Genomic DNA, 13,000 nt, shown 5'->3' on the forward strand with positions numbered 1-13,000 from the left:
GTTAGGCGGTATGGTGTCGGCAATACGAAGCTGGCCACACTCCCATGACCGACATCGAGCGTTACGTCCGCGCCGCTACCCGTGACAACACTCGGCGCAGCTACCGGGCCGCCATCGAACATTTCGAGGTCCACTGGGGTGGTTTCTTGCCCGCCACGGCCGAGAGCATCGCCCGCTATCTGGCCGACCATGCCGAGCAGCACGCGGTCAGCACCCTGCGCCAACGCCTTGCCGCGCTGAGCCAATGGCACATCAGCCAAGGCTTCCCCGACCCGACCAAAGCGCCATTGGTGCGCAAGGTACTGCGCGGCATCCGCACCCTGCACCCAACGCCACCCAGGCAGGCCGCACCCTTACTGCTGCAACACCTGCAAACGGCCGTCGACTGCTTCGAGGCAGAGGCCAGGCAGGCCCGTGACTGCCATGACCTGGCAACCCTGCGCCGAGCTCGCCGGGACACCGCCTTATTGTTACTCGGCTTCTGGCGCGGCTTTCGCGGGGATGAACTGGCACGCCTGCAGGTGCAGCACATTCGCGCCGAGGCTGGTGTTGGCATAACGCTGTACCTGCCTCGCAGCAAGGGTGACCGCGAGGCTCTTGGCGTGCAACACCGAACCCCGGCATTGAAAACACTCTGCCCAGTCACGGCCTATCTGCAGTGGCTGGAGGTGGCGGGCATCGCCCATGGCCCGGTTTTTCGCAAGCTCGACCGCTGGGGCAACCTTGGCGACCTGCCGCTGCACAGCAACAGCCTGGTCGGCATGCTGCAGCGTATGCTGCAGCGCGCAGGCGTGCCGGGCACGCTGTACACCAGCCATTCCCTGCGCCGCGGCTTTGCCACCTGGGCGACCGCCAACGGCTGGGAGCTCAAGGCGCTGATGAGCTACGTTGGCTGGAAGGATGCCAAGTCGGCCTTGCGCTACATCGATGCTGCACAGGGCTTTGGCGAGCTGGCCGTGTTGCCGCAAAGCGCCCCGATCAAAGCGCTCACGCCTTGAACGCAGTAGCTGTCGAGAGTGGAGCTCAACCTACGAACAGCCTGCGCTCCCTAGCCCAGACCATCGCTTCACTGCGGCTGTGCACATCGAGCTTGGAGTACACCGTGGACACATGGTTGCGCACTGTGTTGAGGGCCAGGTTCAATCGCGAGGCTATCTCTTTGTCGGCAAGGCCTTCGCAGATCAGCGCCAAGACCTCACGCTCTCTGCGTGTCAGGTCGGTGAACGAAGCGTCAGGTAAACGGCCGGTGTTGATGCGTTTGGCATTGGCCAGCTTCTCTATCAAGGTCTGGCTGAACCACGACGCATCTTTCATGACCGCCTCGATCGCCTCGACGAGTTCCAACTCTGAGCGCTTGCGTTCGGTGATGTCCATCAGAACCAACAGGTAGCAGGGGGTGTCCTGCAGGCTAACGCTGTCGGCCTGCAGGACACAGTCCAGGCGCTCATCGGTTTTTTTTCGCAGGTTCAGGTCTAACGACTCTATGCGCCCGGTCTTCTCCAACATATCGAAGATCTGAGAGGTAGCGCGTTTATCTTCGAAAAAATCCATTTCAGCCACGGTCCTGCCGATCGACTCCTGGGCGGTGTAACCGAGCGTTTGAAGAAACGCATCATTGGCATCGATCAGCTGCTGCCGATCTGCGCTGCACAACAGCGTTGGCACGGGGCTCAGGCGAAACGCCTTGGCAAAACGCTCCTCGCTCTGACGCAGGGCATTTTCCGCCTTGCGCCGTGGCTCAAGGTCGGTGAACGAGAACAACATGCAATCTTCCTCATGCATGTCCAACGGCTGTCCAGCCACGATGACCAGCTTCGTGCCGCCATCGGGTAAGCGCAGTTCGGCCTGCATCTGGGGAATGGTCGCGCCCTCGATCAGCCGCTCGATCGCCAGCTCTTTGCGCTCTGCGTTCTCTAGTACGTCCACCTCGTAAACAGACCTACCGATCACGTTTTCTCGCACGTGCCCGGTCATCTCCAAAAAGCCCTGATTGACTTTGATGAAACGCAAATCGCTGAGCCTGCAGATGACCGCAGGCGCCGGGTTGGCATTGAAGGTTTTTTCGAAACGCTGCTCGGCGCTGGCCCACTCGGTGGCATCGGCAATGATCAGCACCAGAGATTCAGCTTCACCTCGGCTGTCGGTCAGCACCATGCTGCGCACGCGGTGAACCCGGCTGCGCTGCTCCTCATCATCGACCCGCGCCACCTCCACAACTACGTCGCTGAACACCTCGCCTGCAGCCACCCGCGCCATTGGGTACTGCTCGGGCTCCAGCGGGTGGTTGTTGCGGTAACGCAGGGCGAAGCGCGCGCGGTAAGCCTCGGCGTTGCCTCCTAGTTGCTCCAGGCTGTCGACCCCATGCATACGCAGCGCGGCCTCGTTGGCCCAGATTATCGATTGGTCGACTTCCAGCAGGATCACACCGTCGGACAGCCCGGCGATGATTTGCTGGAGCTGACGGCGATTGGTTTCCCGGGAGAGCACGGCATCGCTCATGGCAGTTCTCCAAAGCATGTTTGGGTAGTGACTGGAGCATATAACGCTGCAATCAGGCCTAGGGTGGTGCCAATGCACTAATCGATCCGGTGCAGATGCGCCATCACAGCCTTGCATGAGACCGGCAAACTGACCCTGACGTTGCACTAGCGCTAGCAGTTGCTGGTACTTCCACTCTTCATCTCGAGGATGCATAGATGACTCAATCGTATGTGACCGCCCCAGCCAACGCTGTCAGCTCGCTGCGGGTATCCTGGAGCGCCGTGTTCGCAGGCGGCGCCATCGCCTTGGCCAGCTACCTGGTGCTGAGTGTGCTGGGCACAGCAATTGGTGCAGGCGCCGTAGACCCCACGGCCGAAGGTAACCCCTTGCGAGGCTTCGGTACGGGCGCAGGGGTTTGGTTGTTCGTCAGCACGCTGGTGTCGGTAGCAGCCGGTGCCTGGGTGGCTGGGCGTACCGCACCGACCCGTGGTGGCCTGCATGGCCTGTTGAGCTGGACAATCACCACGTTGATGGCTACCTGGCTGTTGGCGTCGCTGGCCGGTAGCGTGGTTGGCACCGCTGGCAATATCGCCGGCAAAGGCCTATCGCTCGCTGCCGACGGTGTGGCCGCCGCAGCGCCGGGGGTTGGCCAAGGCATCAAAGATCAGCTCGACAAACGTGGCATCTCGCTGGACTGGGATAGCCTGGAAGCGGAGTTGAACAAGACCCTGGAACAGACCGGCAAACCCGAGCTGAACCCTTCGACGCTGCAGAACAAGGCCGATCAGGCACAGGCCCAAGGTGAGTCGGCAGGTCAAGTGGCAGCTGAAAACCCTACCTTGGCGATCGACCAGCTCAAGCAATGGTTCGAGCGCGTGCGCAAAGCGGGTGAGCCTGCCCTGAGCGCTGCAGACAAACAAGCCTTGGTCAATATCGTCGCGGCCCGCACCGGCAAAAACCAGCAGGAGGCTGAGCAGGTGGTGGACAACTATGCCCAGGCGTATGCGCAAGCTGCCGAACAGGTCAAAGCGCTGAAGGAGCAGGCAGAGCAGCAGGCACGTGAGGCTGCCGAAGTTGCCGCCAGCAACGTCTCGAAAGCGGCCTGGGGCACCCTGGTGACCTTGTTGATCGGTGCCGCCCTGAGCTTTGCCGTCGGTCGCTTCGCACTGTCGTCACGGCAGCCCCAGGTGATTGTTGAGTGATAGAGCAGTCCAGACCCAACTACGCCTATCTGAACCACCCGATGTTAACTGATGATCATTGAAGGAGAATCTCCATGAGCAGCACTTCGGACAAAGTTAAAGGCATGGCCAACGAAGCCGTCGGCAAGATCAAGCAAGCTGTCGGCAAGGCCACTGGCAATACAGAGCTTGAAGTCAAGGGCAAGTTGCAGGAGAAAAAGGGTGAAGCCCAGCAAGTGGTGGGTGACGTTAAAGATGCCGTCAGCAAAGACTGACGCAATCGCTGGTTGAAAACGAACGGTCGCCCTCGGGCGGCCGTTCGTTTTTTTCAAGCAGGGGCTAGGGCGCGAGCGTGGTTATTTGCGTGAAGCCGATTGCCAGAGGCGGGCAATGTCAGCGGCGCGATGCTGCAACAGCTGTGCGGCGTTCGCGCAAGCCTGTTGCAAAGTCATCGGCCCGCTGGCCAAGGCAAAAGCTGCATCGATGCCGTGAGCATAAAGCTGCTGGTAACCGTCGCCCAAGGTTCCAGCCAGCACCACCACTGGCACTGCATGACGCTTGGCTACCCGTGCAACGCCCATTGGCGTTTTGCCGCGAAGGGTCTGGGCATCGAAGCGCCCTTCACCGGTGATGACCAGGTCGGCGTCGCGCATCAAGGCATCAAGCCCAGCCAGTTCGGCAACTACCTCGACACCTGGGCGAAACCGCGCACCCATGAATGCCTTGGCGGCAAAACCCATCCCCCCTGCCGCGCCGCACCCAGGGTATTCACGCACGTCCTCACCCAAAAGCTGCGCGCAGTGGTCGGCGAAATGGCCGAGAGCCTGATCCAAGGCCTGCACTTGCTCGGGATTGGCGCCCTTTTGCGGGCCGAAAATAGCCGAGGCACCATTGGCGCCACATAACGGGTTATCGACATCGGCTGCTACCTCGACCTGCACCTCGGCCAGGCGGGGATCCAGGCCACTGGCGTCGATACGGGCAAGACGCGCCAGATCCAAGCCACCCTCCTCCAGTGCGTGCCCATGAGCATCAAGCAAACGCATGCCAAGGGCCCGTAGCATTCCGCTGCCGCCGTCATTGGTGGCGCTGCCGCCTATGGCCAGTACGATACGCTGGGCTCCGGCCGCCAGCGCGGCGCCAATCAGCTCGCCGGTACCCCAGGTGCTGCTGCGACAGGCATCTCGCTGGTCGCTTGGAACTAGCTGGATGCCGCTGGCCTGAGCCATTTCAATCACTGCCGTTCGGCTTTGCGGCAGCCAGCCCCAGCCGGCCAGCACGGTTTGCCCCAGCGGCCCACGTACGCTCTGGCGACGCAGCTCACCTTCACTGGCGGCGAGGATCGCTTCCATGGTGCCTTCGCCACCATCAGCCATTGGGCATTTGACCAATTCGGCAGCGGGCCACACTTCGCCGAGGCCTTTGGCGATGGCGTCGGCGACGCCAGCAGCGTCGAGGCTGTCCTTGAACGAGTCCGGGGCGATGACGACTTTCATGGGGATTCTCCTGTCCTGATGCCTGGCATGCTGACAGTTGAGCAGCGCGCCGGCCTCAGTCGGATGCACAATTGGCGGCTACCGTTGTTTGGGCAAATGCCTGCGCCAGCGCTCACTCGACCGGCAGCAGCTGCAGACCCAGGTACAGGCTTAGCATGCCTTCCAGGCGCAGTGGGTCCACTTCGCCCAGTTCAGCGATACGTTCAAGGCGGTAGCGCAGGCTATTGCGGTGGATACCCAATGCATCGGCGCAGGCTTGGCTCTGCCCATCGTGCGCGCACCAGGCCCGCAATGTGATCAGCAACTGACCACTGGCATCACGTGCGCGGATGCGCTGGAGCGGTTCAAGCAACTCGTCCAGGGCATCTTCGTTGCGATGGCGCCACAGCAGGGCTGGCAGACGATAGCGAGCCAGGCTGAGCAGACGAACATGGGGCAACACCTCGCGGCCGTAGGCCAGCAAGTCCCGCACGCGCCGGTAACCTCGCCGCAGTTGCTCAAGGCTTTGCGCCGGGTTGCCAAGCGCCACACGCTCGACATCCCAGCCATGGCGTTGCAGGCGCTCGATCAGGCGTGTTTCGTCCAGCACCTGTGCCGCTGGCCGGCACCAGAGCAGCGACTGGCGTGACGGGCTGACGCACCAGCTGTCCGGGTATCGGCTCATCAACCAGGCGGACAGGGTTTCAGCCGGTGCGCCAAGGTGCAGCTCGAACAGGCATGGCACCCGCGGCAGGTGGGGTTTGAGGCCCAATTGCTGGGCCTCGTCCAACAGCCTTGGCGAATCGCCATTGGCGCCGAGCAACAACGCCAGCAAATCGTCGCACCGCTGACGCCGCCACTGCTGCTCGACCTGCAGGTGCCGCTGAGCCAAGAGCATTTCTGCGGTCATGCGCACTAGTTCGCCGTAGGTTCGCAACTGCTGCGGCTCGCCAGTCAGGCCCAGTACGCCAATCAAGCGGCCGTCCAGCATCAGCGGCAGGTTGACCCCAGGCTGGACGCCCTTGAGGCACCTGGCGGCGTCTGTGTCTAGCTCGACTACCCGCCCATTGGCGAGGACCAGTTGCGCGCCTTCATGGCGGGTATTGATACGCTCAGGCTCACCACTGCCCAGGATCAGACCTTGGCTGTCCATGACATTGACATTGCACGGCAAGATGGCCATCGCTCGATCGACGATATCTTGTGCCAGGTCATGGTCCAGTTCGAACATTCAGCGGTCCTTAATCGTGTCAGCTTTTGTGATATGGCACAGCGCCGGGCACGATACGCTGTGCAAACGCACAAAGACAGCCGCGCCACACTCCCCGAGACTCGACAGGGCGAGCGCCGGCACAGGCGACGCGGCGACAATCATAACAACAGAGAATCCGATCATGGCACACAGCCCAGCCTCTGACCAAGGCAACGATATCACCCGCAACGCGCTGTACCGGCGCATCACCCTGCGACTGATCCCGTTCATTTTCATCTGCTACCTGTTCAATTACCTGGACCGCGTCAACGTTGGCTTTGCCAAGCTACAGATGCTTGATGCACTCAAATTCAGTGAAACCGTGTACGGCCTTGGTGCCGGCATTTTCTTCATCGGCTATGTGCTCTGCGGCCTGCCGAGCAATCTTGCGCTCAACCGCTTCGGCCCGCGGCGCTGGATTGCTGCCATGATGATCGCCTGGGGAAGCCTGTCGACTTGCCTGCTGTTCGTCACCACCCCCACCGAGTTCTATACCCTGCGCCTGCTCACCGGGGCCGCGGAAGCGGGCTTCTTCCCTGGCGTGGTGCTTTACCTTTCGCGCTGGTTCCCCACCGACCGCCGCGGCCGAATCATGGCCCTGTTCATGTCGGCCATCCCTGTGTCTGGGCTGCTGGGCGGACCTTTCTCTGGCTGGATTCTCGAGCATTTCGCCGCTGGCCAGCACGGGCTTGCCGGTTGGCAATGGATGTTCCTGATCCAAGGCCTGCCAACCGTTGCGCTTGGCTTGTTGGCCATCAAGCTGCTCAGCGATGGTTATCAGAAAGCCGCTTGGCTGAGCCCAGCCGAGCGCCAGTTGATCGAAGCTGACCTCGCAGCCGATGCCGCCTGCAAACCAAGCACTGCCGGCGACAGCGTCCTGGCGGTACTGCGCAACCCGCTGATCTGGACCTTCGGGTTCGTGTATTTCTGCATCCAGAGCGGTGTGTATGCAATCAACTTCTGGCTGCCTTCAATCATCAAGAACATGGGCTTCGACAACCCCCTGCTGATCGGCTGGCTTAGCGCCATTCCCTATCTGCTGGCCGGTGTGTTCATGATTCTGTGCGGCCGCTCGGCGGACCTGCGCAATGAGCGCCGTTGGCACCTGGTGGTGCCGATGTTGATGGGCGCTGTGGGCCTGCTTATCGCAGTCAATTTTGCCGGCAACCCAACCATTGCCATCCTGGGATTGTCGATCGCTACCATGGGCGCACTGACCGGGCTACCGATGTTCTGGCCGATGCCCACGGCGCTGCTGAGCGCAAGCGCAGCGGTCGCAGGTTTGGCGATCATCAACTCGGTTGGGCAGATGGCGGGCTTTTTGAGCCCGTACCTGGTGGGCTTCATCAAGGACCAGACCGGTTCGACCGACGCTGCCCTGTACTCCCTGGCAGCGCTGATCGTCTTGGGCAGTCTTGTGGCCTTGCGGGTCACGCGGGCTGGCGCAAGGGGCATGGTTCGGGCTCACTGAGCCCCATGCGGCGGCTGCGGGTACCGAGCCGCCGCAACAGCTTAAGCCTGCGGCACCGATCGTCAGGTCAATGCATCCGGTGCACACCCCAGGCGTCAAAGCTCCAAAGCCCTCTGTGGAGCAGCTCTATGACCCAGCATGCCGTGGCCCGTTTCGATCAACTCGACGCCAAGCGCCCTATGCGCGTACAGGCCGGCAGCGAGGAAGTGATTCTCGTACGCCAGGGCAACGAAATCCATGCCTTCCAAGGCAACTGTCCACACGCGGGCGCGCCGTTGGAAGAGGGCCTGATCTGCGCAGGTGTTTTGGTTTGCCCTTGGCACAAGGCCGCCTTCGCGATCAAAGACGGTTCGGTGTGCGAACCGCCGGCGCTGGCTGGCCTGCGCAGATATCGGGCGTGGGTCGAAGACGGTGAAGTATGGGTTGATGACCAGCCGCTACCCAGAAGCGAGCCGCCCAGACGTAGTGATGCGCGCACTTTCGTGGTGGTCGGTGCAGGTGCCGCAGGCTCTGCAGCCGTAGCAACGCTGCTCGATCATGGCTTTGGCGGGCGTCTGATATGGCTGGACCAGGAGCGCCACCCCGCCTACGACCGCACCGCCCTCAGCAAATTCGTCATTTCCGGCGAGCTGTCGCCGGACGAGGTCCCTTCACTGTTGGAGCCTGAGCAATTGCGCAGGGGCCAACTGGACCGGCGTATCGGCAAAGTACGTAGCTTGGATGCGAAAAAGCAACGCATCACCCTCGCCGACGGCCATCACATCGATTATGACGCTGCCTTGCTAGCCACTGGCGCTATACCTCTACGCCCAAACCTGCCAGGTATCGACCTGCAAGGCATCATGACTTTGCGCTCACGCGAAGACGCCGCCCGCCTGCTCGATGCCGCCGAACCGGGCAAACCTGTGGTGGTGGTAGGTGATGGTTTCATCGGCCTGGAGGCGGCTTCGGCGCTGCAAAAATATGGCGCGAAGGTACATGTGGTCGCCCGGCACGAAGTTCCTTTGGCCAATCAACTCGGTGATCGAATTGGCCACAGCATTCGTATGCTGCATGAACGCAAAGGCGTCACGTTCCATGCCCCAACCGAGGTCGAGCGTTTTCTCGGTGACGGGAGCGTCGAGGCCGTGCAATTAGCCAACGGCGAACGGCTCGCAGCTTCGGTTGTAGTACTTGGCACGGGTGTCAGGCCGGCCACTGGTTGTGTGCAAGGTGTCCAACTGAGCGAAGACCATTCATTACAGGTAGACGCCGAGCTTAGGGTCGCGCACGGGCTTTGGGGCGCTGGCGATCTGGTGACCTTCCCCTGCGCAGGGACGCCCGTGCGTATCGAACACTGGCGTCTGGCGCAGCAGCACGGGGTCATAGCCGCCATGAACATGCTGGGTGAGCATCGCCGCTACGATGATGTGCCATTCTTTTGGACGTACCATCACGGGCGCACTTACGAGATGCTCGGGCATGCTCAGGATTGGGACCGCATCGAGTTCGTCGGGGCGCCAGAAACGGGAGAGTTTCTGGCGCTGCAATGCACCGGTGAACGGGTGCAAGCCGTGATCGCCAATGGTTATTCGGATGCCATGGCAATGCTGTCACAAAGGATGAAACAGCCTCTGAGCCTTGATGATGCCCTGAAGTTGATCGGCTAAAGGCGCAAGCCGTGGGCCTGGATCCACAGCTGTATCAGCAATAGATGCACTGGATAGAACAGATAGCCCCATCGCCGCACTGCAGGCACTGGCCAGTGCTCAACCTGTAAAAGCCGCCAACCGAGGGGTATGGCCAGCGCCGCAGAGGCCATGGTCATCCAGGTTATCGATGCGCCGAGATGCTCACGCAGCCAGCTGTTGGTCAAATTGCCCGCCACAGCGAGCGCGCCTGGCAGCAACCAGGAAAGCCCCCCTAGGCGGCGCGCTACCAACCAGCCCGCGGGCAGCAGCGCCCCCGGGAGGCCGTACATCAAGTGTCCGCTAAAGACGGCCCCTACCATCGAGGCTGCCAGCCCTACCAACTGCACGCCGATCTGCCGGTGCTGCACACCCCAAGCGATCAATAACCCCAGGGTCAGCGTTGGAATGATGTTGAGGGTTTGCGAGTCCGGCTCTACCCAACGATAGGGCCCCTCGGACAGCACTGAAAACACCAGCAGCCAGCCAAGGTAGCGCAGGTTGATCGTGCCACCGCGCGCCACATTGGTGGCCACGGCCAGGCAGAACAAGGGAAAGGCAAACCTGCCTACGATGAACAAGGCCTGAGCTTCTGGCCATATATACCGTAGGTGGTCGACAACCATTGTGATGATCGCCACCCACTTGACCAGGTCCAGCCCCGCCGAGCGCACCCTAGGGCTCTTGCTCGCTGGCCTGACCTTGATAGCTGCCAGTCCAGGCGGCCAATGGCAAGGGCGGTTGCTGATCAAATATGCGTCGCCAGATCAGTGTCAGCTCGCCGTTGGCAATCATCGCGCCGACACCAGGCCCGACCCAACGAGTGGGTGTGTCGCTCACCCACTGGCCCTGACCATCGCGGTGGGCCATGTTGAAGCGGAACGTATAGTTGCCAGGTAGGCCCATGCGCAGGTCGCTGACCACCAGGTCGTTGCCGATAACATCAAAGCGTAGCCAGCCCCCTGTAAACCAGCGTAAGCGTTCGAGCAACGGCGCATTGTGGAGTGCCTCACCCAAGGCTTGATTCAGTGGCAGGCGCTGCATCTCCGGCGATTGGCGGTCGAAGATACTGCTGATGCCTTCGTAGTAGTAACCGTCTGGTGTCTTGGCCAGTACGCGCCAGATCAGGCTGTTGAAAGCGATCGGCACGGCACGCACCTCACTGGGTTGGATTCCCTTTTCTTCCAGCGCCAGTTGCAAGCGCTGTTCGGCCGCCATGCGCGAAGCAAGGCCGAACCCGAGGTAAGCGGTGCTGATCGCCAGAGCCAGGCTCAATACCCGTACAGCTCGACCCTCCAACCCTTTGAAAGCGGCGTAGAGCACCGCTAACAGCAGCGGCACGGTATACAGCGGATCGATGATGAATACCGCCGCCCAGCTTTGCGGCGTGAGGTGCAGCGGCCAGAACAGCTGCGTTCCATAGACGGTGAAAGCATCCAGGATAGGGTGCGTCACCAGCACCAGCCAGAATGCCAGAAACAGCCTTGTCAGACTGTAACCCTTATCGGGCCAGCGCCGTCGGGCGGCTGCACTCACCATCCAGGCCAGTAGCAAGGCCAGCCCTGTGAGCACGAAGATCGAGTGAGAGAAGCCGCGATGATAGGTCATCTGCGACACCGGATCGGCGTAGCGAATGACCACGTCGAGGTCGGGCACAGTTGCCAGTACGGCGCCGTAAACCAGCGCACGACGGCCTTGGATACGGCCAAGCACCGCGCCTTGCAGAGCTGCGCCGAGTACGGCTTGAGTGATGGAGTCCAAAGGATACTTCCTGGTAGGCAATTGACCAAACCTACCTTTCGGACAGACCCGTACGCAATCAGTGCCACTTGGTTATCGGCGCAATAGCATTTATGCATTGAACACTGCGTAGGGCTTGAAGTAAGCTCGATGCCATTCACTGGAGAGCAACATGCCGCCACTCACCCACAACCACGCTAACCTCACCGGTCGCAACCTGCGCCCTGTGTTGGCCGTGGCTGGTTGCCAGGCTGCTGCCAGTTTTTATTTCGGGTATTGGTTTAGCCACTAGGCGCCGACACCCATCCGGCGCCCACCTTCGAGGGGCCGCCGAACATGAGAATACTCAAACCCCCGGTCGGCTTCCCGACCGGGGGTTTTTGCTTTCAAGGCCATTGTATTTTCACCGATTCGAACAGAGGACAGATTCATGAACTACGTCACTTATCACTACCCAAGCACCGCTGCCTGGCGATTTAGCCAATCCCGTTCGGGCCAGCCTGCCGCCTCCGATCGGTCGCTCATCGGTGGCAACGCTGCAGCGCATCATTCAACGAATAGTCGAACACCTCGATAGGGCCGACAGCGCGGGCCAGAACCCGCCGTCCGCCCAGGGAACACAAGCCATGCAAGCCTCCAACCTCGCACTGAACCTGTCCCAGCCACAAGCTGCCAATACCACTGTCAGTCGGCGCCTGCCCAGCCCGCACCTGCTCAAACAGCAGATGCCGCTGCAAACTGAACTCGCCCAGCAAGTCCACAATCAACGCCAGGCCATCCGCGCCATCCTCGAGGGCCACGATGAGCGCCTGTTGGTGATCGTTGGCCCCTGCTCTATCCACGACCCGCGCTCGGCCTTGGAATATGCCGATCGGTTGGCCGCATTGAGCCGTAAGGTCGATGAACACATGCTGCTGGTAATGCGCGCCTACGTGGAGAAACCTCGCACTACGGTGGGCTGGAAAGGCCTGGCCTACGACCCGCACCTGGACGGCAGTGACGACATGCATGCCGGCATCGCCCTGTCCCGCGGCTTGATGCTGAGCATGCTCGAACGTGGCCTGCCGATCGCCACGGAATTGCTGCAACCGATGGCCGCCGGCTATTTCGACGACCTGCTGGCCTGGGCGGCAATTGGCGCACGTACGACCGAGTCGCAGATCCATCGTGAAATGGTCAGCGGGCTGGAACTGCCGGTGGGCTTCAAAAATGGCACCGACGGCGGCATCGGCATCGCATGCGATGCCATGCGCAGCGCCGCCGCACCGCACCGCCATTTCGGCATGGATGCCCAAGGCTACCCGGCAATCATCGAGACGTTGGGCAACCCGGATACGCATCTGGTGCTGCGTGGCGGCCACAAGGGCCCGAACTACGATGCCAACAGCATTGCCCAGGCACGCCAGGGTCTGGTGAAGGCCGGCTTGCAGCCAAGAATCGTGGTCGATTGCAGCCACGCCAACAGCGGCAAAGACCCTGCCCGCCAGCCAGCTGTGTTCGAGGACGTTCTGGCTCAGCGTCTGGCAGGTGACCGTTGCATAGTCGGTGTGATGCTTGAAGGGCATCTGTTCGATGGCTGTCAGGCGTTGGAAAAAGAGGCGCTCGAGTATGGTGTTTCAATCACCGACGGCTGTTTGGGTTGGGCTGCGACTGAACACCTGCTGATGCATGCCAACTGCCAGCTGGAGACTGGGTCGGCCAAGCGATAACGATCCTCGCTAAAGGTCCGGCGG

General features: G+C 61.4%; 11 protein-coding genes. 6 read left to right on the plus strand and 5 right to left on the minus strand.

Annotation, left to right across the window (positions count from 1 at the left end; all coding sequences use genetic code 11):
* Nucleotides 1-44: 44 nt before the first annotated feature.
* Nucleotides 45-998: a site-specific integrase gene (locus HU725_RS11330; protein ID WP_186477280.1), complete on the plus strand. Its 954-nt coding sequence runs from the start codon at nt 45-47 to the stop codon at nt 996-998.
* Between the two features lie 25 nt (nt 999-1,023).
* Here HU725_RS11330 and HU725_RS11335 read toward each other — a convergent pair whose 3' ends face one another.
* A complete protein-coding gene (locus tag HU725_RS11335; RefSeq protein ID WP_186477281.1) occupies nt 1,024-2,499 on the minus strand; it encodes a PAS domain S-box protein in 1,476 nt (491 codons plus the stop codon).
* Between the two features lie 197 nt (nt 2,500-2,696).
* On the opposite strand from HU725_RS11335, the gene HU725_RS11340 reads away from it, so the two are divergent.
* Both HU725_RS11340 and HU725_RS11345 read left to right on the plus strand, forming a co-directional pair.
* On the plus strand, nt 2,697-3,683 hold the full coding sequence (locus HU725_RS11340) for a hypothetical protein (RefSeq protein WP_186477282.1): 987 nt from the start codon (nt 2,697-2,699) through the stop codon (nt 3,681-3,683).
* A 74-nt stretch (nt 3,684-3,757) separates the two neighbouring features.
* Nucleotides 3,758-3,937, plus strand: a complete 180-nt coding sequence (locus tag HU725_RS11345; RefSeq protein ID WP_060477354.1) for a CsbD family protein — start codon at nt 3,758-3,760, stop codon at nt 3,935-3,937.
* An 81-nt stretch (nt 3,938-4,018) separates the two neighbouring features.
* On the opposite strand, the gene HU725_RS11350 is transcribed toward HU725_RS11345, so the two are convergent.
* The gene (locus HU725_RS11350; RefSeq protein WP_186477283.1) at nt 4,019-5,158 is read right to left on the minus strand and encodes a glycerate kinase; all 1,140 of its coding nucleotides are present in this window, start codon (nt 5,156-5,158) and stop codon (nt 4,019-4,021) included.
* A gap of 112 nt (nt 5,159-5,270) precedes the next feature.
* Nucleotides 5,271-6,368 carry a sugar diacid recognition domain-containing protein gene (locus HU725_RS11355; protein WP_186477284.1) on the minus strand — a complete coding sequence of 366 codons (1,098 nt, stop codon included), beginning with the start codon at nt 6,366-6,368 and terminating at the stop codon, nt 5,271-5,273.
* A gap of 163 nt (nt 6,369-6,531) precedes the next feature.
* On the opposite strand from HU725_RS11355, the gene HU725_RS11360 reads away from it, so the two are divergent.
* Nucleotides 6,532-7,860 carry an MFS transporter gene (locus HU725_RS11360; RefSeq protein ID WP_186477285.1) on the plus strand — a complete coding sequence of 443 codons (1,329 nt, stop codon included), beginning with the start codon at nt 6,532-6,534 and terminating at the stop codon, nt 7,858-7,860.
* 128 nt (nt 7,861-7,988) lie between these two features.
* Complete coding sequence (locus HU725_RS11365) at nt 7,989-9,509, plus strand: FAD-dependent oxidoreductase (protein WP_186477286.1); 1,521 nt, start codon at nt 7,989-7,991, stop codon at nt 9,507-9,509.
* Here HU725_RS11365 and HU725_RS11370 read toward each other — a convergent pair.
* Entirely contained in the window at nt 9,506-10,201 is a 696-nt protein-coding gene (locus tag HU725_RS11370; protein ID WP_186477287.1) for a TraX family protein, read from the minus strand. The genes HU725_RS11365 and HU725_RS11370 overlap by 4 nt on opposite strands.
* A gap of 1 nt (nt 10,202) precedes the next feature.
* Nucleotides 10,203-11,288, minus strand: a complete 1,086-nt coding sequence (locus HU725_RS11375; RefSeq protein WP_186477288.1) for a metal-dependent hydrolase — start codon at nt 11,286-11,288, stop codon at nt 10,203-10,205.
* Between the two features lie 605 nt (nt 11,289-11,893).
* Between HU725_RS11375 and HU725_RS11380 the strand changes: the two genes are divergently transcribed.
* Entirely contained in the window at nt 11,894-12,976 is a 1,083-nt protein-coding gene (locus tag HU725_RS11380) for a 3-deoxy-7-phosphoheptulonate synthase (RefSeq protein ID WP_186477289.1), read from the plus strand.
* Nucleotides 12,977-13,000 lie beyond the last annotated feature (24 nt).

Origin of the sequence: Pseudomonas promysalinigenes, assembly GCF_014269025.2 — a bacterium.
Classification (GTDB): domain Bacteria; phylum Pseudomonadota; class Gammaproteobacteria; order Pseudomonadales; family Pseudomonadaceae; genus Aquipseudomonas; species Aquipseudomonas promysalinigenes.